The organism is Micromonospora sp. CNZ322, from assembly GCF_007827755.1.
The window spans coordinates 968,744-990,596 of record NZ_VITD01000001.1; the positions used below are offsets into that span (position 1 = coordinate 968,744).

Consider the following 21,853-nt stretch of genomic DNA (forward strand, 5'->3'; position numbering starts at 1 on the left):
TGTCCCTCGGGGGTGGGGGTGGTGGTGCTCCGATCTCAGTCGCGGGTCAGCACGATGAGGTCGGCGTCGTGGGTAGCGCTCCACCGCACGGGCAGGCCGACGGTGGCGAGGTGGCTGCCGGAGTAGTGCCGATCGCCGTGCGAGTAACGGGCGGCCGGGTCGAGGCCGCGCAGGGGCAACCGGACCGGGCGGGACGGAAGCAGCCCGGCGCCGTCGAGCCGGCCGGTGTGCCAGGCCAGCACTACCACCTGGTTCTCGTCCGGCGCGGTGTACTGCACCGCACAGCGGGCCTGGTCGGGGCCACCGATCAGGTGCACCTCGCCGCGCGTGACGACGTCCCGGATCTCCTTGTAGCGGGCGATCCAGCCGGCCGCCTCGGCCCGCTCGGCGGGGGTCCACGACCGGATGTCCGCGCCGATGCCGAGCACGCCGGCCATCGCCAGGACGAATCGGAACGCCAGTGACCGGGGGCGGCTGTCGAACAGGCCGGGCGCGTCGGTGACCCAGGAGCTGAGCAGGTGTGGGGCGTTGGCGTGCAGGAAGCCGTACTGGATGGCCAGCCGGTCCAGCGGGCCGGTGTTGTCGCTGGGCCAGAAGACGTCGGCCCGGGCGGCCATCGCCAGGTCGGTCCGCGCGCCCCCGCCGGCGCACGCCTCGATCAGCACACCGGGATGGTCCCGGCGCAACCGCTCGTAGATCCGGTGCAGGTTGGCGACGTGCGCGCCGTCCAGGTCGAGCGGGCCCACCCCGCCGGACCGACCCGGCTCGGTACGCGGCCTGTTGAAGTCCCACTTCAGGTAGTCGATGTCGTACCGGCGCAGCAGGCCGTCGACTGTGGAGTAGACGAAATCGGCCACCTCGGGCCGGCCCAGGTCGAGCAGGTACTGGTTGCGGACCGGGGTGAGCGGTCGGCCGTCGACGGAGTAGACCCAGTCCGGGTGCTCGGCGTACAGGGACGACTTCGGGTTGACGCACTCCGGCTCGACCCAGAGCCCGAAGTTCAGCCCGAGCGCGCGGACGTCGGCGATGAACGTGTCGAACCCGGCCGGGAACTTCGCCGGATCGGGGGTCCAGTCGCCCAGCCCGGCGGTGTCGTCGTCGCGGCCAACGAACCAGCCGTCGTCCACGACGAACGTCTCCACGCCCAACTCGGCGGCGATCCGGGCGAGCGCGAGTTGACTCTGCGCCTCGACCGCGAAGTAGGTCGCCTCCCAGGAGTTGTAGAGCACCGGGCGGGGGCTGAGCCGGTCGGCGGCCAGCAACCGCTGGTGGGTGTGCCAGACCCGGGCCAGGCCGTCCAGGCCGTCCGGGCTGTATGCGCCGGTGGCCATCGGCAGTGTCAACCGCTCACCGGCGGCCAACTCCAGCGGGCCGTCGACCAGCTGACGGCCGACCCGCACGCGGGTCAGGCCGCCGGTGTCCCGCTCGGCGCTGATCTCCCACGAGCCGGTCCAGGCCAGCGCCATCCCCCACGCCGGCCCGGCCGGCTCGGCGGTGTCGCGCACGGCGAGCCAGGGCACGTGCAGATGCCCGGGTACGCCCTGGGAGCTGCCGATGCTGAACGTGCCGTGGCCCAGCTCGACGTGGGAGAGTTGGAACTCCTGCGCCCACTGGCCCCACTGGTGGCTGAGCAGCGCGCTGTGCGGCGTCGGTACGCAGAACCCACCCGATCCGGCCCGGACGACCCGCAGCGCGTCGCTGCCGTCGTTGACCAGTTCGACCCACCGCTGCACCACGTCGGTGCCGGCGGGCACCCGGTAGTGCACAGTGGCGCGCAGCCCGGTGACCGGGTCGGCGAACTCGACGGCCAGCTCCCGCTGGTCGGCGTCGATCCGCGCGTCGGTGTGCACGAAGCCCACCCGGCGCTGCCCGTTCGAGGTCTCGATCACCAGGTCGGCGCCGGTGAACGGGCGGTCGGCGTCGGTGGCGTACTCGATGGGGGCCGCGTCCCCGGCGGTGAGGAACGGGACCGGGCCGTCGTAGGCGATCGGCGAGGGCCCGTCGGAGACGCCGTGCGGTCCCCACGCGACGAGTTCCAGCCAGCGACCGTGCGCGGGCACCCGCACCGTGTACTCGGTGTGCGTGCCCCGCAGCGTCCAGCGCTGACCGGCCTCGGCGGTCACTTGACCGCTCCGAGCGCCAGGCCGGAGACGAAGTGCCGCTGGAAGCGAAGGAACACCGCGACGGTGGGCACGGCCGCGATGACAGTACCGGCGGCGATGACGTTCCAGGACGAGACGAACTGGCCCTGGAGGGCGAGCAGCGCCGGGGTGACCGGCATGTTGTCATCGGTACGCAGCACGGTGATCGCCCAGAGCAGGTCGTTGAAGATCCAGGTGAAGGAGAGCGCCCCGAGAGCGGCCAGCGCGGGTCGGGTCAGCGGCAGCATCACCCGGGTGAAGATCTGCGCCGTGCCGGCACCGTCGATGGTGGCCGCCTCCTGGATCTCGCCCGGCAGGTCCCGCATGAAGCCGTGCAGGACGAACGTGTAGAAGCCGAGCCCGAAGCCGACCTGCACCGCGATCAACGCCCAGAGCGTGTCGTACAGGCCGGTCAGCTCGCTGAACTTGGCCACCGGGATGAGCAGGATCTGCGGTGGGAGCAGGTTGCCGGCGAGCATCAGCAGCAGGATCGTGCGCCGCCCGGGGATCCGGAAGCGACTCAGCGCGAACGCGGCCATCGCGGCCAACCCCAGGCTCAGCGCCACCGACGGGACGGTGACCAGCATGCTGTTGATCAGCGCCCGCAGCTCGCCGCCGTCGGTCCACGCCTGCCGGTAGGTGTCCAGTGTGAACGACCGGGGCAGGCTGCCCACGCCGTGCGCGGCGATGTCGTCGAACGACCGGGTGGACATCACCACCACCCAGAGCACCGGGCCCAGCCAGAGCAGCGAGAGCAGGATCATGCCGGTGTGGAAGGCCCCGGTACGGAGCTTGTTCATGACGCTTCCTCCCGGAACGCGCGGACCAGGTAGCCGAGGATGACGGCCAGCGCGAGCACGAAGATCACGACAGCGATCGCCGAGGCGTAGCCCAGCCGCAGGCTCTGGAACGCGGTCGAGTACATGTAGGTGCTGAGCAGCTCGGACGAGTGGTACGGCCCGCCCCTGGTCAGCGACCAGACAATGTCGAACGAGCGCAGCGAGTCGATCACGATGACCGACAGCACGACTGCGTTGACCCCCTTGAGCTGGGGAATCGTGACGTGCCGTAGCCGCTGCCAGGCGTTGGCGCCGTCCATCCGGGCCGCCTCGTGCAGTGCCGGATCGATCGCCTTCAAACCGGCCAGGAACAGCACCATCACGTACCCGATCTGCCGCCACAGCGCGGGCAGGATGACCGCGTACAGGGCGGTCTGCGGGTCGGCGAGCCAGGGCCGGATCAGCTGCTCCAGGCCGACCGCCCGCAGCAGTGTGTCGGCGATACCGTCGGGCTGGTAGAAGACCCGCCAGACCAGCGCGGTCACCACCAGCGAGAACACCACAGGGGTGAACAACGCGGCCCGGTAGAAGCCGACCCAGCGCCGCTCCTTCTGCAGGACGAGCGCCATGCCGAAGCCACCCAGCACGGAGAGGCCGCCGAAGAGCACCAGCCAGATCACCGTGTTGACCAGCGCACCCCGGAAGGTGGCGTCGCCGGCCAACTCGACGTAGTTGTCGGCGCCGACGAAGGTCGGCGGTGTCATCCCGTCCCAGCGGGTGAGGGAGAACCAGAAGCCCTGGATCGCCGGCCAGAAGACCCAGACGCTCTCGACCGCGAACGGCACGAGGACGAACGCCACCAGCAGCGGCGACAGTCGAGCCGACCGTCGCCGCCGCCGGGTGGGGGTGACCGAAGTCGTGGAGATCGTTGCTGTCACGTCAGCCCTTGAAGACCTTCTCGGCGCCGGCCTGCCACTCCCGCAGGATCGCGTCGATCTGGTCCGGCTTGTCGATGAACTTGGTCAGCGCGGTGTCCGCGGTCGGCTGGAGCGCGTCGCTGGAGTCGCGGTTGAAGAACTGGGTCAGCTCCTTGGCCTCGTCCAACATCGCCTTGCCCTTGACGACCAGCGGCGAGTCCGACGCCTTGGCCCTGGGGTTGGCCGGCAGCACGATGCCGGAGCTGGCCTTGACGTACGCCTCCTGAGCCTCGACCCCGGCCAGGTAGCTGAGCAGGGCCTTGGTGCCGGTCGGGTTGGCGGTCTTCGCGCTCGCGAAGAAGCCGTCGGTGGGCGCCTCCTCGGCCAGCGGCACCGCCGGGTCGATGATCGGGAACCGGAAGAAGTCCAGGTCGCCGAGCGCGTCCTTGGGTGCGGCGTCGGCGAAGAAGGTGCCGATCAGGAACATGCCGGTCTTGCCGGCCAGCAGCGCGGTGGTCGCCTCCTGGAACGGGTACGCCTTGCCCTTCGGGTCGAAGTAGGGCAGGGCCTCGCGCCAGCGGGTGAAGACCGCCTTGACCTTCGGGTCGTCGAAGCGCTGCTTGCCGGCGAGCAGCTCGCGGTGGAACGGCGCGCCGTTGATCCGGATGTTCAGGTAGTCGAACCAGGCCGAGGCCACCCACGGGGTGTCGCCGAGGCCGATGCCGATCGGCGGGATGCCCTTGCTCTTCAGCGTCTCGCAGAGCGCCAGGAACTCGGTCCACGTCTTCGGCTCCTGCACGCCCCACTTGGCGAAGTTGGACTTGCGGTAGAAGAAGCCCCACCAGTAGTTGTTCATCGGCACGAAGATCTGCTTGCCGCTGGCGTCGGTGGAGAGGGTGCGCAGCGACTGGGGGTAGTCGTCCAGTGACTTCCACACCTCGGAGACGTCCAGCAGCAGGTTCTTGCTGGCGTAGTCGTTGGCGACCGAGCCCGCGTACCAGGTGTAGAGGTCCGGCGGGTTGGCCGAGGTCAGGTAGGTCGCCAGCTGGGTGCGGAAGGTCTCCGAGGCGATCGTGTTGAGGCTCGCCGTGCCCTTGCCCTGCGCGTTGAAGGTCTCGATCAGCTTCTCCATCGCCGCCTTGGCCTGCGGCGAGGAGAGGTTGGACTGGATGGTGACCGCGCCCGAGCCGTTGCTCGTGGTCGGCCCGCTGGCGGAGCTGGCGCAGGCGCTGAGGAACGAACTGGCGCCGAGCGCGCCCAGGCCGGCGAGCCCAAGGTGGCCAAGGAATCGCCGGCGACCGGGGTCGAAGTCGCTCACGGAGGTATCCCTTCCTTTACGACACTCAGCGTCACCACGCGATGTGTCGTCCATGTGAATGCTGTGACGAGAAGGTTGCATCGGCCGTCGCCGACTGTCAAGATATCTTCGTAATTAATGATTAGACGAGACCAAGGCGAGGGTCAGGTGGATCAGCTTATGCGTCGGCTCGAGGGCAAGAACGCGCTGGTCACCGGTGCGATGGGTGGTATCGGCACGGCCATCGCCCGGCGACTCGCCGCCGAGGGGGCAGCGGTCGCGCTGCTCGACGTGGCCGACCCGGCCCCACTTGCTGCGGAACTGACCGCGCGGGGCGACCGCGCACTGTCCGTAATGGGTGATGTCAGCGACGAGGCCGACTGGACGGCCGCCGTGAGCGCCGTACGGGACCGCCTCGGCCCGGTCGACATCCTGGTCAGCACCGCGTACGCCGTGCGGGTCGCCCCGGCGCACGAGACCAGCCGGCAGTCCTGGGACCACCAGCTCGGCGTCAGCCTCACCGGCTCGTTCCTCGGCGTTCGCGCCTGCCTGGACGACCTGCGGGCACGCTCGGGCGCGGTGGTGCTGATCTCCTCGGTGCACGCGCTGGTCGGGTTGCCCGGACGGCCCGCGTACGCCGCTGCCAAGGGCGGCCTGGTCGCGCTCGGCCGCCAACTCGCCGTCGAGTACGGCCCGCAGGTCCGGGTCAACACCGTGCTGCCCGGGCCGATCCTCACCGCCGCCTGGGCCGACGTGTCCGAAGAGGACCGCCAGCGCAGCATCGCGGAGACCGTCGCGAAGCGCTTCGGCACACCGGACGAGGTGGCCGCCACTGTCGCCTTCCTCGCCTCGCCGGACGCCGCCTACGTCACCGGCGCGAGCCTCGTGGTGGACGGTGGCTGGACAGCGGTGAAAGCCTCGGCCTGAGAGATCGATACCGACCAGCGAAAAGGCCAGGAGCATTGGCACAGTACGCACGCCGCGGCGTCCACGGGCAGACCGTCGAAGCGATCGCCCGTCGCATCCTCACCGGCGAGATCGCCGTCGGCGCGACCCTGAACATCGTCGCGTTGCAGGAGGAGTTCGGCGTCAGCCTGACGGCGCTCCGCGAGGCGCTGAAGGTCCTCTCCGCGAAGGGCATCGTCGACGCCCGGCAGAAGCGCGGCACCTTCGTGCGGCCCCGCGCGGACTGGAACCTGCTCGACGGTGACGTGATCCGCTGGCAGTTCGCCGAGGGCCCCGACGAGCGCCTGCTCGAAAAGCTGCACGAGGTACGCGCCATCATCGAGCCCGCCGCCGCGCGGCTGGCCGCCACCCGTGCGACCGAGGACGACCTGGCCGCCCTCGATCAGGCACTCGCCGAGATGACCGACGCCATCGGTGATCCCGCCGCCGCCATCGCCGCCGACCTCGCCTTCCACCGCGCGCTGCTCGCCGCCACCCACAACGAGCTGCTGGAGCGGATGGAGGTGGTGATGGAGACCGGGCTCGCCGAACGGGACCGGCTGGTGCACGGCGGTGACGCGCACGACGACCCGGTGCCCAGCCACCGTGCGGTCGTCGACGGGCTGCGCGAACGGGACGAGACGGCGGCCGAGACCGCCATGCGTGAGTTGCTGGACAAGGCCGTCCGCGACGTCGAGAAGGCACGGGGAGGAAGGGGCAGTCAGTGAAGATCGAGCGGATCGAGACCTTCCTGGTCGCGCCACGGTGGTTGTTCTGCCGGGTGGAGACCGACGACGGGCTGGTCGGGTGGGGTGAGCCGGTGGTCGAGGGCCGCGCCGAGGTGGTGCGCAGCGCGGTCGAGGTGCTCTCCGAATATCTGATCGGTGCGGATCCCCTGCGCATCGAGCAGCACTGGCAGGTGCTCACCAAGGGCGGCTTCTACCGGGGCGGCCCGATCCTCTCCAGCGCGGTCGCAGGCCTCGACCAGGCGCTCTGGGACATCGCCGGGCAGGCGTACGGCGCGCCGGTGCACGCGCTGCTCGGCGGGCACGTACGCGACCGGGTGCGGATCTACTCGTGGATCGGCGGGGACGAACCCGGCGAGGTGGCCGAAGCCGCCGCCGCGCAGGTCGCCGCCGGCCTGACCGGGGTCAAGATGAACGCCTGCGGGCGGCTCTCGCCGATTCCCACAGCGGCCGAAGTGGACGCGGTCATCGGCCGGGTGGCCGCCGCCCGCGAGGTGCTCGGCCCCGACCGGGACATCGCTGTGGACTTCCACGGTCGCGCCGGAATGGCCGCCGTACGCAGAATCCTGCCCGAGCTGGCCGCCCTGCGCCCGTTCTTCGTGGAGGAGCCGGTCCTGCCCGATCAGGCTCACCACCTGCGCGACATCGTCGCCAGCACGCCGATCCCGGTGGCCACCGGCGAACGGCTCTACGGTCGGTCCGAGTTCCTCGGCCCGTTGCAGGCCGGGGTCGCCGTGGTTCAACCGGACCTGTCGCACGCCGGTGGCATCTCCGAGGTCCGCCGGATCGCCGCGCTGGCCGAGACGTACGGCGCGCTGCTCGCCCCGCACTGCCCGCTCGGCCCGATCTCCCTGGCGGCCAGCCTCCAGGTGGCCTTCGCGACGCCGAACTTCCTGATCCAGGAGCAAAGCATCGGCATCCACTACAACGCCGGCTCGGAGTTGCTGGACTACCTGGTCGACCCGGAGCCGTTCCGGTTCGTGGACGGGCACATCGCCCGCCTCGACCGGCCCGGTCTGGGCATCACTGTCGACGAGGTGGCGGTCCGCAAGGCCGCCCAGACCCCACACGCCTGGCGCAACCCGGTCTGGCAGCACGCCGACGGGTCCTTTGCCGAGTGGTGACCGGCGCGCGGCCGGTGGCCCTGCGGGTGGCGTACGACGCGGCGCACGGCGGTCGGTGGACGAGTTTGCGCGGTGGCGGCCGGGAGTGGCTGTGGCGTGGCCCGGAACCCGGCCGGCACGAGGTACGCCCCGACGACGCGTTCGTCGACGCCGGTGGCCTGGAGGAGTGCCTGCCCACCGTGCGCGGCGAGCCCGACCACGGCGAGGTGTGGTCGCGGCCGTGGCGCGACGGCGGCCCCGGCACCGCGGTCATCGAGCGACCGACGTTCACCCTCACCCGCCGGATCATCGAATCCGACGGCGTGGTGGTGGCCGACTACCGGTTGGCCGCCGACCCCGGGTACCGGTTCGTCTGGGCCGCGCACGCCCTGCTCGACCTTTCCCCCGCCGCCCGCCTCGACGCGCCCGCCGGCACCCCGACCCGGCTGCACCCGGAAGCCGCCGCGCTCCTGCCAGCGGGCAGCTGGCCCACCGGCGACCCGTGGTTGACCGGGCCGTGGCCGGCCCCGGCCGGGCTGACCCTGGACATGTTCGGGCCGGACGACGGGACCGCGCTCGGCGCGGTGCTGCTCGACTGCGCCCGGGTCCAGGTGATCGACGGAGCCGACCGGCTGACTCTGGACCTGGAGTGCGCCGACCAACCCCGCAGCACCGCGCTCTGGCGCAACCTGGGCGGCTGGCCGGCGAACGGCCCCTACCGCAGCGTCGGCATCGAACCGATGCTCGGCGCGGCCTTCGACCTGGCCGACGCCGGTCCCTCCGACGCGGCGGTCGTCCCGCCCACCGGCCAGGTCACCTGGCGACTCACCATCTCCGCCCACCGCAACCACTGAGGACACCGTGATGAACCTGCTCGACGAGCTGCGTACCCACCGGCTGTTGGCCATCGTGCGCGGCCCGGACCCGGACGCCGCGCTGACCGCCGTACTCACGGTGGCCGAGAGCGGCGTCGCACTGGTCGAGGTCTCGATGACCAGCGCCGACGCCCTCGGCGTCATCCGCCGCGCCCGGGCCGCCCTCGGGCCCGACTTCGCCCTGGGCGCCGGCACCGTGCTCAGCGTCGAGGACGCCCGCGCGGCGGCCGACGCGGGCGCCGGTTTCCTGGTCACCCCGGCCATCGCGGCGAGCCTCGCCGAGGGCGGCCGGCTCGGGCTGCCGGTGCTCGCCGGCGCCCTCACCCCCACCGAGGTGGTGCAGGCCACCGACGGCGGGGCCACCGCGATCAAGCTCTTCCCGGCCTCGCTCGGCGGGCCCGACTACCTCGGCGCTCTGCGGGACCCGTTCCCCGGTACCGCGTTCGTGCCGGTCGGTGGTGTCGACGCTGACGGTGCTCGGCGCTACCTCGACCGGGGTGCGACGGCTGTCGGCGTCGGTTCCCCGCTGCTCGGCGACGCCGTCCGAGGCGGCGACACGGCGGCGCTGCGCGAGCGCGCCGCGGCCTTCCTCGCGGCGGTCCGGCCATGACCGACCTGCTCACGCTCGGCGAGACGATGGCGGCGTTCCGCACCACCGGCCCACTGCGACTGGGTGGTACCGCCGGCATCTCCGTCGCCGGGTCCGAGTCGAACGTGGCGATCGGCGTGGCCCGGCTCGGCCACCGGGCGGCCTGGGTCGGCGTCACCGGCGCCGACGAGCCCGGCGAGCTGGTCCGCCGTACGCTGCGCGCCGAGGGTGTCGACCTGACCTGGTCCCGGGTCGACGCGGTCGCCCCCACCGGCCTGATCCTCTTCGAGAATCGTGTCGCGGACATCAACCGGGTCACCTACCACCGCTCCTTCTCGGCCGGCTCCCGGCTGGGCCCGGCCGACGTGACCCGGGTCTTCGACGCGCCCGGGCCGCCACCCCGGCTGCTGCACGTCACCGGCATCACCTGCGCGCTCGGCGTCGAGCCGTACCAGGCGGTGGTGGAGGCCGTACGGCGCGCCCGCGTCGCCGGCAGCACGATCTGCCTGGACGTCAACCACCGCAACCGGCTCTGGTCTGTCACCGAAGCCGCCGCCGCGTTGCGCCCGCTGCTGCCCTCGATCGACCTGGTGATCGCCTCCGACGACGAGTTGGCGGTGCTCACCGACGCGACCGACCCGGCCCCGGCGCTACTCTCGGCCGGCGTCACCGAGGTCGTGGTCAAGCACGGCGCCGACGGAGCAACCAGCCACAGCGCGACCGGCACCATCCACCGTCCAGCCCGGACGGTGCCGGTGGTGGACACCGTCGGCGCGGGCGACGCCTTCGTCGCGGGGCTGCTCTCCGGCTGGCTCGACGGCGTCGACGCGTCGGCCCGACTGGACCGGGCCGTCACCACCGGCGCGTTCGCGGTCGCCAGCCGGGGCGACTGGGAGGGCCTGCCCGACCGGGCCGAGCTGGCGCTGCTCGACCACGGCCCCGGCGGTACGGTCCGCTGACGATCTTTTGGAGGAGCACCATGGAGCTGACCGAGCCGACCGTCTGGAGCACCGACCGGCTGGAGTTGGGTGAGGGCCTGCGCTGGGTCGACGACCGGCTGGTCCTCGTCGACCTGCTGGCCGGGCGACTGTTGGAGACCGACGGCGACGCCCCCACCCCGCTGCGGGAGCTACGCCGCCTGGACGTGCCGCTCGGCGCGGTCGCCCCGGTGGCCGACCGACCGGGCGACTGGCTGGCCGCCGCCGGGACCGGCGTCACGGTGCTGCCCGCCACCGGCGACCCCCGCCCGGTCGCCGAACTGGTCGCCGAGGCGGCGGAGCCGACCCGGATGAACGACGCGGTCGCCGACCCGCACGGCCGCTTCTGGGCCGGCAGCATGACGTACGCGATGGTGCCCGGCGGAGGCACGCTGTTCCGCCTCACCCCGGGCGCCGAGCCGGTCCCCGCGGTGACCGGGCTGACCATCCCGAACGGGCCGGCGTTCGACGCGACCGGCACCACCATGTACCTGGCCGACACCCCGCGCGGCGAGATCGACCGGTTCACCGTCGACCCCGCCACCGGTGACCTGAGCGGGCGGGAGCCGTTCCTGCGGTTGTCCCCCGCCGACGGCGGCCCGGACGGCATGACGCTCGACGCGGCCGGCCACCTATGGATCGCGTTGTGGGGCGGCTCCGCGGTACGCCGCTACCGGCCCGACGGCACCCTCGACCGGGAGATCCGGCTGCCGGCCAAGCAGCCGGCCGGCATCTGCCTGGGCGGCCCCGACCTGCGGCGACTCTTCATCGGCACCGCCCGGGTGGGGCTTGACTCGGCGGGCCCGCAGGACGGCGCGCTGCTCGCGGTGGACGTAGCGGTGCCCGGCCTGCCCGCCGCGCGGGCCGGCGCACCAGCGACCTGATCGGAGGCATATCGGACGCCAGGGCGGGAACAACCGCACCGAAGCGCCGTAACAGCCGACCGGTAGGGAGCGAGCCGATGAGCACCGTGGGGCGGACGTCATGAACGGGCCGGTCGGCGACGAGCCGATGGGCGAGCTGGAGCTGGTGCACACCTTCACCGGCCCGATGCCGACCGGTGTGAGCGTCTCGCACCGGGGCCGGATCTTTGTCAACTTCCCGAAGTGGGGCGACGAGGTGCCGGCCACCGTCGTCGAGCTGCGCGACGGCCGGGAGGTGCCCTACCCCGACCAGGCCTGGAACGACCCGTCCGGCGACGACGACGCGGGCGCGTTCGTCTCGGTGCAGAGCATCGTGGTGGACCCGGCCGACCGACTCTGGGTGCTGGACACCGGCAGCCCGATGTTCCAGCCCACCAAGCCGGGCGGCCCAAAGCTGGTCCGGATCGACCTGGACACCGACACGGTCGCCCAGGTGATCACCTTCCCGGTGGACGTGGCGCTGCCGACGACGTACCTCAACGACGTCCGCTTCGACCTGCGGCGGGGCGAGGCGGGGATCGCGTACATCACCGACTCCGCGGACTCCGGGCCGAACGGGATCATAGTGGTGGATTTGGCCAGCGGGGCCTCCTGGCGGCGGCTGCACGACCACCCGTCCACCAAGGCGGAGCCGCTGACGTCGTTCCGGCCGGTGGTCGAGGGCCGACCGTTCCTCGAACGGCCGGCCGACGGCCCGCCGAAGCCGGTGAGCATGGGCTCCGACGGCATCGCCATCTCCGCCGACGGCGATCGGCTCTACTACTGCCCGCTGGCCTCCCGGCGCCTGCACAGCGTGTCCACCGAGGCGCTGGCCGACCCGGGCGTCACCCAGGAGGCGGTCGCCGCCACAGTGGTCGACGAAGGCGACCGGGGCACCGCCTCGGACGGGTTGGAGAGCGACGACGCCGGACGGCTCTACCTCACCTCGTACGAGCACAACGCGGTGCTGCGCCGACTGCCCGACGGCGAGTACGAGACCCTGGTGCACGACCCACGACTGCTCTGGCCGGACACCATGTCGGTGGCCACCGACGGGTACCTCTACGTCACCGCCAACCAACTGCACCGGCAGCCGCAGTACCAGCGGGGCAAGGACCTGCGGCGCAAGCCGTACGCGCTGTTCCGCACCCGCATCGACGCCGGCCCGGTCCTGCTGCGCCGCTGAGCGGCCGACGCGCCCGTCAGCTGACGGGCAGGGTGCGGTCCAGGAGGTCGAACAGGGCGGCCCAGTGACGCTCGGTGGCCTGCTCGTCGTACGCCGGGGTGTCGGCCATGGTGTAGCCGTGGTGCGCCCCGGTGTACACCTCGGAGCGGTAGCGCACGCCCGCGGCGTCGAGCGCCTTCTCCAGCGTGGCGATCTGCTCGGGCGTCATCGACTGGTCGGCGTCGGCGTGCCCGAAGTACACCTCGCCGGTGATCGAGGCGACGCCCCGGTGTGGGCTGTCCGGCGCCTCGGTGACGATCCGCCCGCCGTGGAAGCTCGCGATCGCGGCGATGCGGTCCGGATGCGCCTCGATGGCCCGCAGCGCGTTCGTGCCGCCCATGCAGTAACCGGTGATGGCGACCGGGCCGGGCCGCACGTCGTCGCGGGCGGCCAGGAAGTCGAGGAACGCGGCGGTGTCTCGGTTGATCACGTCGGGAGTCAACACGCCGACCAGCGGCATGATCTTCTCGAAGAGGGCGGCGCGCTGGTCGGCCTCGCCGAGGCGGGACAGGTCGAAGAGCGGTGCCCGGCCGGCCCGGTAGAACAGGTGGGGCGTCAGCACCAGGTAGCCGCGTTCGGCGATCCGCTCGGCCATCTCGACCAGGCGGGGGCGCGGCCCGAAGGCGTCCATGAAGAGCAGCACCGCCGGGAAGGGGCCCTCGCCGTCCGGTCGGGTCAGGCTCGCGTCCGCCACTCCGTCACTGGTCGGGATGTCCACCGTCGTCGTCAGCACCGTGCCTCCTCGTACGCCGATCTTGGTCCGTTCGGAACGTTACTCGCCGTATCGGCACCCTCGGCGGGCAGCCGCGTGAACGCGGCGTCAAGAAGTCGATCGGGCCCAGATCCGACGCCGGTCAGGCGCGGACGAAGCGGACCGCGTCCGCGACCACGTGGCCGTCGGTGTCCTCGGTGCGGATCAGCACGCTTCCGTCGCTGCCCGCAGTGAACTGATAGGTGCCCAACGGCACCCACTGGCCGCCGGACTGTCGCTGGTTGACGGTCCGGGTGACCAACCCCCCGGAGTACGCGATGTCCACCGGCACGTTCGTCGCGCGGTTCGGATCCGCGGTCCAGCGCAACTGCACTGTCCACGACCCGGAGGCGGGCAGTGAAGGGCGGAACCGCAGCCGGTTGACGCCCTTGGCGGTGTTGCCGTCGTGCTCGTAGTCCGGGCCGTAGTAGCCGCCGATGCTGGTGCTGCGCAGCCACGTCCCGGCCCGGGTGATCCCGCTGGACGCGGCGTTGTCCAGGATCACCTCGCTGGTGGAGCCCCACTCCAGCACCGCGCCGTCCTGGCGCAGCCGGGTCTGGAGGGCGGGCACGGAGACGGCCTGTACGGCGAGGTTCCCGGCGAGCGCCAGGGACGCCGCAGTGGCCGCCGCCTGCCCGAGGATCATGAACACGGGTTCCATCCGGATCGAGCCGTACGCGATGTGGCTCGACGAGAGGCAGACCGGCACCAGCAGGTTCGCGCACTGCGCCTGGTGCGGCACTATCGCGCGGTAGCTCACCGGGTACGGCGCCGGCACGCCGATCTGCACGTCCCCCTCGTTGCGCACCCTGCCGTCGACGACCACCCGCTGACAGTTGTGCGAGTCCATCGTGTAGCTGGCCAGGCCCACCGAGTCGGTGGCGCGTACCCGGCCCCGGCAGTCGGCCTCGGTCATCACGTACGCGGAGATCATCCGGCGTGCCTCGCGGATGTAGAGCATCGGCGGCCAGCCGCCGGTGCCGGTGAACTCGTCCACCGGCAGCCCCCAGCGGGCCGTCGAGTCGCGGACCGACGCCGGCAGTCGGGGGTCGTTGGCCAGGAACCACATCAGCCCCTGCTGGTAGGTGCGGTGCTCGGCGATGATGCTCTCCCGCGTCGCCCAGCTCGCCGTCGGGTACGCGTAGTTGAAGCCGATGTTGTCCGTCGACACGGCGCCGTTGTTGTTGGAGTCGGTCTTCCCGCCGCCGACCGAGTGGGTGGTGAAGTACGGCCCGGTGTAGCCGGCCTGGATGTGCCGCAGCAGCAGCTCGTAACGGACCGGGTCGTAACCGGACGGCTTGCCGAACGGGATCCGGTTGGCCGCCTGGGTCAGGCACATCCGGAAGCAGTACGCCTGGATCTTGTCGTCGCCGCTGCCCTGCGGGGCGAGCGGGGTGGCGGAGATGCCCGGCAGCAGCCCACTGGCGGGCGAGCCGGCAGTCACGTACGGGTCGACGGGGTAGGCGAACTGGTGGGTGTTGCGTGACTGCACCCCGTTGATCGTCTCACCGTAGGTGTCGTTGGACTCCCGCCCGACGGTGAACCCCACCCCGGCCATGGCCAGCAGATCGCCCTCGTAGGTGGCGTCGACGAACACCCCGCCCCGGTAGATCGACCCGTCCTCGGTGCGCAGCTCGGTGATCCGGTTCCCGGTTCGACCGAGGCCGGACAGCCGGGCGTCGACGACCACCGGGACGCCCGCCTCGGCCAGCATCTCGGCGAAGACAGCGGTGGCGACGCGCGGTTCGAAGGTCATCCGTAGCGGCGACGTCGGCGTGAGGGTTCCGCCGTGGTACTTCACGTACACCCGGCGGTAGAACTCGGCGGCGAGCCCGCCGATGGACGCCTGGACGCCGGTGTCGGTGGCACCCAGCCCGGCGGTGCTCAACCCGCCGACGTGGCCGGTGGGCTCCACCACCACGGCGGTGCGGCCGAGTCGGCGCATGGTGATCGCGGCGGCCAGCCCGCCGGAGGTGGCGCCGTAGACGACCAGGTCGGCAGTGGTGACGGCGGCTCGGGCGGGGGCGGCCCGGAACGGGTCGGTGAGACCGGCCAGGACGAGGCCGGCACCGCCGGCGACCAGCAGCCGACGACGGGACAGGGGCAGGGGCACTGACACGGCGAGCTCCCGAGGGGTAACCGGTGAAGGGGACGGTTACAGAAGCACGCCGCTGCCGCTGCGAAAGAAATTCTTCAATCTCTGCCGGCGGGTGTCAACGGTTCACGGCCGGTAGCGGTAACCCATTCCCGGCTCGGTGATGAGGTGGCGGGGGCGGGCCGGGTCGTCCTCCAGCTTGCGCCGCAGCTGGGCCAGGTACTGCCGCAGGTAGTTCGTCTCGTTCTGGTATTCCGGCCCCCACACGTCCTGGAGGAGCTGACGTTGGCTGACCAGCTTGCCGGGGTGACGCAGCAGCTTCTCCAGCACGCTCCACTGGGTGGGGGTCAGCTTGACCTCGGTGCCGTCGTCCCGCAGCACGCTGTGGTCGGCCAGGTCGACTGTGTGCTGGCCGATCCGCAGGGCTGGCACCGCGTCGCTGGGCGCGCCGAGGCGGCGGGTCACCGCGCGGATGCGGGCCAGCAACTCCTCCACCCCGAACGGCTTGGTGACGTAGTCGTCAGCGCCCGCGTCCAGCGCCGCGACCTTGTCCTCGCTGCCGGCCCGGCCGGAGAGCACGATGATCGGCACTGTGGTCCACCCGCGCAGGCCCCGAATCACCTCCACGCCGTCGATGTCGGGCAGGCCGAGGTCCAGCACCACCAGGTCGGGCGGGTGGCTGGCGGCGGCCTTCAACGCGGCGGCCCCGGTGCCGGCGACGTCCACGTCGTACCGGCGGGCGCGCAGGTTGATCCGCAGGGCACGCAGGATCTGCGGTTCGTCGTCGACGACCAGGATGCGCGTCATTCCTGCGGCCCCTCCGAGCTGGTCGGCGCGGCCGGCAACCGCAGCACCATGGTGAGCCCACCGCCGGGGGTGGTCTCCGGGGTGATGCTGCCACCCATCGCCTCGGCCAACCCCCGGGACAGGGCAAGACCGAGACCGACGCCGGTCTGGTTGTCCCGGTCCCCGAGGCGTTGGAACGGCAGGAAGACGTGCTCCCACTGGTCCTCCGGGATGCCCGGCCCCCGGTCGATCACCCGCAGCTCGACCTGACCGGCGTGGGCGCTCGCGGTGATCGTCGGCGGTTGATCGGGCGGGCTGTACCGCAGCGCGTTGGCGACGATGTTGACCAGCACCCGTTCCAGCAGGCCCGGGTCGGCGGTGGCGGCCGGCAGGTCGGCCGGGATGTCGGTGCCGACGGTCGCGGCCGCCGGGCCAAGTTCGTCCAACGCCAGGGGTACGGCGTCCTCCAGGCCGATCGCGGTCGCCGAGATGCCCAACACGCCCGCCTGGAGCCGGCTCATGTCCAGCAGGTTGCCGACCAGCCGGGCGAGACGGTCCAGCGACTCCTCGGCGGTCTCCAACAGCTCCTCGCGGTCGGACTCGTCGAACTCGATGTCGTGGCTGCGCAGGCTGGTCACGGCGGCCTTCGCGGACGCCAGCGGGGTACGCAGGTCGTGGCTGACCGCAGCGAGCAGCGCGGTGCGCATCCGGTCGGCGGCGGCCAGGGGCCGGGCGGTGGCGGCCTCCTCGGCGAGCCGTTCCTGGCGCAGCGCGACGGCGGCCTGGGCGGCGAACGCCTCGACGATCCGCCGGTCGGCGGCCTCCAACCGTCGGCCACAGAGCACGACGGTGATCCGGTCGTCGACCGGCACCGTCGTCTCACCACCTTCGGGGGTGCATGGCGGGCTCTCGCCGACGCTGGCCGCGACACGCCAGGCGTGCTCCTCGCGGGCCCGTTCGGGGCGCCCGCTGGCGTCCTCGGCCAGCTCCAGGACGCTTACCGCACGCAGCCCGAAGGTCTCCCGGAGCTGTTCCAGCAGTGCGGGAAGTGGTCGTTCGCCGCGCAGCACGCCACCGGCGAGAGCGGCGAGGGTCTGCGCGTCGGCGGTGGCGCGGGCGGCCTCCCGGGTACGCCGGGCGGCCACGTCGACGACCCAGCTCACCGCCAGCGCCACGGCGACGAAGACGGCCAGGGCGAGCAGGTTGTCGGCCTCCGCGATGGTCAGCGTGCGGTAGGGCGGGGTGAAGAACCAGTTGAGCAGCAGCGAGCCGCCGAGCGCGGCCACCAGGGCCGGCCACACCCCGCCGACCAGCGCGACCCCGACGACCCCGGCGAGGAACAGCAGGATGTCGTTCGTCAACGTCAGGTCGGGCAGGGTCCTCAGCAGCACTGTGAGCAGCGGCATGCCCAGCACCGCCAGGCCGAAGCCGAGCAGCCGGCGGCGTCGGGACAGCGCCGCCGGCACGGCCATAGCTCGACGGCCCTTGCCGGCCTGCTTGTGGGTGACCAGGTGCACGTCGATCGAGCCGGACAGCGCGGTGGTGGTCACCCCGACGCCCCGGGCGAAGATCTGCGCGAGGCGACCCCGCCGGCTGGCTCCCAGCACCAACTGGGTGGCGTTCACGCCCTGGGCGAAGTCCAGCAGCGCGGCCGGCACGTCGGTGCCGAGTACCTGGTGGTATGTGCCACCCAGGCTCTCCACCAGCACTCGTTGCCGGGCCAGCTGGGCCGGGTCGGCGCCGGCCAGGCCGTCGCTGCGGGCCACGTGCACGGCGAGCAGGTCGGCGCCCTTGCTGCGGGCCGCGACCCGGGCCGCCCGACGGATCAGCGTCTCACCCTCCGGGCCACCGGTCAGCGCGACCACCACCCGTTCCCGGGCCTCCCAGGTGGCCGCGATCCCCTGCTGGCTGCGGTAGCGGTCGAGCTGCTCGTCGACCTTGTCGGCCAGCCAGAGCAGCGCCAGCTCGCGCAGCGCGGTGAGGTTGCCGACCCGGAAGTAGTTGCCCAACGCCGCGTCGATCTTGTCGGGTCGGTAGATGTTGCCGTGCGCCATCCGCCGACGCAGCGCCTCCGGGGTCATGTCGACCAGCTCGACCTGCTCGGCGGCGCGGACGATCTCGTCCGGCACGGTTTCCCGCTGGGTGGTGCCGGTGATCTGCGCGACGACGTCGTTCACCGACTCCAGGTGCTGCACGTTGACAGTGGACAGCACGTCGATCCCCGCGTCGAGCAACTCCTGGACGTCCTGCCAGCGCTTGTCGTGCCGGGAACCGGGCACGTTGCTGTGCGCCAACTCGTCGACCACCGCGATCTGTGGCCGGCGGGCCAGCACCGCGTCCAGGTCCATCTCGGTGAACGTCGCGCCCCGGTAGTTCATGGTCCGGCGGGGCACCTGCTCCAGGTCGCCGAGCATCGCGGCGGTGTGTTGGCGGCCGTGGGTCTCCACGAAACCGATCACCACGTCGGTGCCGCGCGCGGCCCGCCGCTGGGCCTCCTCCAACATGGCGTACGTCTTGCCGACGCCGGGGGCGGCCCCCAGATAGATGCGCAGTTCTCCGCGTGGCACGGGGACCATCCTCCCTGCTCAGATGGACGGGCGGGGCCGCGCCGGTCGGCACGGCCCCGCCCGCCAGGGTGCTCAGCGTGCCGCGAACTGCTTGTCGAGGGCGAGGTTGAGCTCCAGCACGTTGACGCCGGGCGCACCCAGGAAGCCCAGCCCGCGCCCGTCGGTGTGCTCCTCGACCAGCTTGCGGACCGCCGCCGGGTCCGCGCCGCGCTCCCGCGCGACCCGGTTCACCTGCAGTTCGGCGTACGCGGGGCTGATCTGCGGGTCGAGACCGCTGGCGCTGGCGGTGACCGCGTCGGCGGGCACCGCCGGGTCGGCGGGAGCGTCGCCCCGGATCGGGGTGACCACCCCGCCGGCGGCCACGTAGTCCTCGCCGGGCTGGGCCGGCTCCACCGTCACCCCCTGGTACTCGCTGACGAACGGCGTGGCCGGGGCGGCCTGGTTGACGCTGACCACCCGGGTGACCGGGCCGGTCAGACCGTCGGCGCGGAAGACCGCGAGCACGGCACCCACCCCGTCGTCGGTGCAGTACGGGCGCCGGCCGTCGACGCCGTTGAACTCGCCGACCGACTTGCTGCGCCCGCAGACCTGGGTGAGCAGGCTCTCGCTGGATTCCTCCGGGTCGGTGGCGATGGTGTCGACCACGCTCTCCGGGCCCAGGTTGCTGGCCGAGGTGGCCGTCGGGTCGTAGCCGTCGCCGGCCGCGGAGGGGCGGGACTGGAAGTACCGGGCGACGGGGTTGCCGTCCGCGTCGGTGAAGGACTGACCGATCAGCGCACTGCCGACAGTCGTCCCGCCCGAGGAGATCAGCGAGCCGTCGGTCTTGTGGTTGAGGCCGGGCAGCTGACCAACCGCTACCAGGGCCAGCGGGTAGACCAGGCCGAGCAGCACAGTGAAGACGACTACGGCGCGCAGCGCGGCGAGGTGTTGGGCGATCCAGGTGGGTAGGCGCATCACGAAATCCCCGGGATGAACTGGATGAGCAGGTCGATGAGCTTGATCCCGATGAACGGCACGATGATGCCGCCCAGTCCGTAGACCAGCAGGTTGCGGCTGAGCAGCTTCGCCGCGGCGGCCGGCCGGTACCGCACGCCCCGCAGGGCGAGCGGGATCAGCGCGATGATCACCAGGGCGTTGAAGATGACAGCGGACAGGATCGCCGACTCCGGGCTGGACAGCCGCATGATGTTCAGCGCGTCCAGGCTCGGGTAGAGGCCGGCGAACATGGCCGGGATGATCGCGAAGTACTTCGCGATGTCGTTGGCGATGCTGAAGGTGGTCAGCGCGCCACGGGTGATCAGCAACTGCTTGCCGATCTCCACGATCTCGATCAGCTTAGTCGGGTCGGAGTCGAGGTCGACCATGTTGCCGGCCTCCTTGGCGGCCGACGTGCCGGTGTTCATCGCCACCCCGACGTCGGCCTGCGCGAGCGCCGGCGCGTCGTTGGTGCCGTCACCGGTCATCGCGACCAGCCGGCCACCCTCCTGCTCCCGCTTTATCAGCGCGAGCTTGTCCTCCGGTGTCGCCTCGGCCAGGAAGTCGTCCACCCCGGCCTCGTCGGCGATCGCCTTCGCGGTCCGCGGGTTGTCGCCGGTGATCATCACGGTTCGGATGCCCATCCGGCGCATCTCGTCGAACCGCTCCCGCATGCCGGACTTGACCACGTCCTTGAGGTGGATGACGCCCAGGGCGCGGGCGGGCGCACCGTCGACGTGCTCGGCGACGACCAGCGGGGTGCCGCCGGTGCCGCTGATCCCGTCCACGATCTCGCCGACCTGCTCGGTCGGGTGGCCGCCGTTCTCCCGTACCCACTTCATCACAGCGGCGGCGGCGCCCTTGCGGACCCGGCGGGCCGTGCCCACCGCGCCGGCGTCCACGCTGGCGTCCGGGGTGAGGTCGACGCCGCTCATCCGGGTCTGCGCGGTGAACGGTACGAAGGTGGCGTGCGGCATGACGCCGGGCTCGCGCTCGCGCAGCCCGAACTCGTTCTTGGCCAGGACGACCACCGAGCGCCCCTCCGGGGTCTCGTCGGCCAGGCTGGACAGCTGCGCGGCGTCGGCCAGCGCCGCGGGGTCGACCCCCTCGACCGGTACGAACTCGGCGGCCTGCCGGTTGCCCAGCGTGATGGTGCCGGTCTTGTCCAGCAGCAGGGTGTTGACGTCGCCGGCCGCCTCGACGGCCCGGCCGCTCATGGCCAGGACGTTGCGCTGCACCAGCCGGTCCATGCCGGCGATGCCGATGGCGGAGAGCAGTGCGCCGATGGTGGTGGGGATCAGGCAGACCAGCAGCGAGATCAGCACCACGCCGGTGACACCGGCGTCGGTGATCGCCCCGCTGTTCGGTGCGGCCGTCTGGTACGCCTTGGAGAAGATGGCCAGCGGCTGGAGGGTGACCACGGCCAGCAGGAAGATGACAGTGAGCGCGGCGAGCAGGATGTTCAGCGCGATCTCGTTCGGTGTCTTCTGCCGGTTGGCCCCCTCGACCAGGGCGATCATCCGGTCGATGAAGCTCTCCCCCGGCTTCTGGGTGATCTTCACGATGATCTGGTCGGAGAGCACCCTGGTGCCGCCGGTGACCGCGCTGCGGTCGCCGCCGGACTCCCGGATCACCGGGGCCGACTCGCCGGTGATGGCCGACTCGTCGACGCTGGCGATGCCCTCGACGATGTCGCCGTCGCCGGGGATGATGCCGCCCGCCTCGACGAGCACGACGTCGCTCTGACGCAGGTCCGGCGCCGGCACCGCCTCATCGCGGTAGGTGTTGGCCCGCGCGCCCGGCTTCCAGTCGATCAGCCGGGTGGCGATGGTGTCCTTCTTCGCCTGCCGCAGGGTCGCGGCCTGGGCCTTGCCCCGACCCTCGGCGACCGCCTCGGCCAGGTTGGCGAAGACCACTGTCAGCCAGAGCCAGATGGTGATCGCCCAGGCGAACACCGACGGGTCGATCACCGCCAGGACGGTGGTGAAGGCCGCACCGACCTCCACGATCAGCATCACCGGGTTGCGCCACAGCGTGCTGGGGTTGAGCTTGCGTACCGCGTCCGGCAGGGACCGGATCAACTGCTTGGGGTCGAGCAGGCCCCCGCCGATCCGGTTGCCCTGGGTGGCGGGCGTGCCGGGGAGTTGCTCTGTTGGGGCGAACGTGACGGACATGTCCTCGTT

General features: G+C 71.9%; 18 protein-coding genes. 8 read left to right on the forward strand and 10 right to left on the reverse strand.

Features of this window, described 5'->3' with window-relative positions; all coding sequences use genetic code 11:
• Positions 1-35: 35 nt before the first annotated feature.
• The 4 genes from FB453_RS04505 to FB453_RS04520 are packed head-to-tail and all read right to left on the reverse strand — an operon-like array spanning position 36 to position 5,155.
• Entirely contained in the window at positions 36-2,123 is a 2,088-nt protein-coding gene (locus FB453_RS04505; RefSeq protein WP_145787676.1) for an alpha-galactosidase, read from the reverse strand.
• Positions 2,120-2,941 carry a carbohydrate ABC transporter permease gene (locus FB453_RS04510; protein ID WP_112581751.1) on the reverse strand — a complete coding sequence of 274 codons (822 nt, stop codon included), beginning with the start codon at positions 2,939-2,941 and terminating at the stop codon, positions 2,120-2,122. The genes FB453_RS04505 and FB453_RS04510 overlap by 4 nt, the downstream gene beginning before the upstream one ends.
• The gene (locus tag FB453_RS04515) at positions 2,938-3,858 is read right to left on the reverse strand and encodes a carbohydrate ABC transporter permease (protein ID WP_145787678.1); all 921 of its coding nucleotides are present in this window, start codon (positions 3,856-3,858) and stop codon (positions 2,938-2,940) included. Before FB453_RS04515 ends, FB453_RS04510 begins: the two co-directional genes overlap by 4 nt.
• 1 nt (position 3,859) lies before the next feature.
• Positions 3,860-5,155, reverse strand: coding sequence for an extracellular solute-binding protein (locus FB453_RS04520; RefSeq protein ID WP_145787681.1), 1,296 nt, complete (start codon positions 5,153-5,155; stop codon positions 3,860-3,862).
• 159 nt (positions 5,156-5,314) lie between these two features.
• On the opposite strand from FB453_RS04520, the gene FB453_RS04525 reads away from it, so the two are divergent.
• The 8 genes from FB453_RS04525 (at position 5,315) to FB453_RS04560 (ending at position 12,457) form a co-directional block, all read left to right on the forward strand.
• Positions 5,315-6,061 (forward strand): SDR family oxidoreductase, encoded by a 747-nt coding sequence (locus FB453_RS04525; RefSeq protein ID WP_145787683.1) that lies wholly within the window; start codon positions 5,315-5,317, stop codon positions 6,059-6,061.
• 35 nt (positions 6,062-6,096) lie between these two features.
• On the forward strand, positions 6,097-6,807 hold the full coding sequence (locus FB453_RS04530; RefSeq protein ID WP_145787685.1) for an FCD domain-containing protein: 711 nt from the start codon (positions 6,097-6,099) through the stop codon (positions 6,805-6,807).
• Positions 6,804-7,949: a galactonate dehydratase gene (gene dgoD, locus FB453_RS04535; RefSeq protein ID WP_112603645.1), complete on the forward strand. Its 1,146-nt coding sequence runs from the start codon at positions 6,804-6,806 to the stop codon at positions 7,947-7,949. Before FB453_RS04530 ends, dgoD begins: the two co-directional genes overlap by 4 nt.
• Complete coding sequence (locus FB453_RS04540) at positions 7,946-8,782, forward strand: hypothetical protein (protein WP_486480148.1); 837 nt, start codon at positions 7,946-7,948, stop codon at positions 8,780-8,782. The genes dgoD and FB453_RS04540 overlap by 4 nt, the downstream gene beginning before the upstream one ends.
• A gap of 10 nt (positions 8,783-8,792) precedes the next feature.
• Positions 8,793-9,413 carry a bifunctional 4-hydroxy-2-oxoglutarate aldolase/2-dehydro-3-deoxy-phosphogluconate aldolase gene (locus tag FB453_RS04545; RefSeq protein ID WP_145787689.1) on the forward strand — a complete coding sequence of 207 codons (621 nt, stop codon included), beginning with the start codon at positions 8,793-8,795 and terminating at the stop codon, positions 9,411-9,413.
• On the forward strand, positions 9,410-10,351 hold the full coding sequence (locus FB453_RS04550) for a sugar kinase (RefSeq protein ID WP_145787692.1): 942 nt from the start codon (positions 9,410-9,412) through the stop codon (positions 10,349-10,351). The genes FB453_RS04545 and FB453_RS04550 overlap by 4 nt, the downstream gene beginning before the upstream one ends.
• Before the next feature lie 20 nt (positions 10,352-10,371).
• Positions 10,372-11,253 (forward strand): SMP-30/gluconolactonase/LRE family protein, encoded by an 882-nt coding sequence (locus FB453_RS04555; protein WP_145787694.1) that lies wholly within the window; start codon positions 10,372-10,374, stop codon positions 11,251-11,253.
• A gap of 100 nt (positions 11,254-11,353) precedes the next feature.
• A complete protein-coding gene (locus tag FB453_RS04560) occupies positions 11,354-12,457 on the forward strand; it encodes an L-dopachrome tautomerase-related protein (protein ID WP_145787696.1) in 1,104 nt (367 codons plus the stop codon).
• A gap of 16 nt (positions 12,458-12,473) precedes the next feature.
• Here the strand turns inward: FB453_RS04560 and FB453_RS04565 are convergent, their stop codons facing one another.
• From FB453_RS04565 to kdpB, 6 genes are all read right to left on the reverse strand, one after another.
• Positions 12,474-13,229: a dienelactone hydrolase family protein gene (locus FB453_RS04565; RefSeq protein ID WP_112581761.1), complete on the reverse strand. Its 756-nt coding sequence runs from the start codon at positions 13,227-13,229 to the stop codon at positions 12,474-12,476.
• Positions 13,230-13,350: 121 nt separating this feature from the next.
• Entirely contained in the window at positions 13,351-15,366 is a 2,016-nt protein-coding gene (locus FB453_RS04570) for an FAD-dependent oxidoreductase (RefSeq protein ID WP_486480149.1), read from the reverse strand.
• 102 nt (positions 15,367-15,468) lie between these two features.
• On the reverse strand, positions 15,469-16,149 hold the full coding sequence (locus FB453_RS04575; protein WP_091395066.1) for a response regulator: 681 nt from the start codon (positions 16,147-16,149) through the stop codon (positions 15,469-15,471).
• On the reverse strand, positions 16,146-18,695 hold the full coding sequence (locus FB453_RS04580) for a DUF4118 domain-containing protein (RefSeq protein ID WP_145787698.1): 2,550 nt from the start codon (positions 18,693-18,695) through the stop codon (positions 16,146-16,148). The genes FB453_RS04575 and FB453_RS04580 overlap by 4 nt, the downstream gene beginning before the upstream one ends.
• A gap of 72 nt (positions 18,696-18,767) precedes the next feature.
• Positions 18,768-19,649 (reverse strand): potassium-transporting ATPase subunit C, encoded by an 882-nt coding sequence (locus FB453_RS04585; RefSeq protein WP_145787700.1) that lies wholly within the window; start codon positions 19,647-19,649, stop codon positions 18,768-18,770.
• Positions 19,649-21,844, reverse strand: a complete 2,196-nt coding sequence (kdpB, locus tag FB453_RS04590; protein ID WP_145787702.1) for a potassium-transporting ATPase subunit KdpB — start codon at positions 21,842-21,844, stop codon at positions 19,649-19,651. The genes FB453_RS04585 and kdpB overlap by 1 nt, the downstream gene beginning before the upstream one ends.
• Positions 21,845-21,853: the final 9 nt, after the last annotated feature.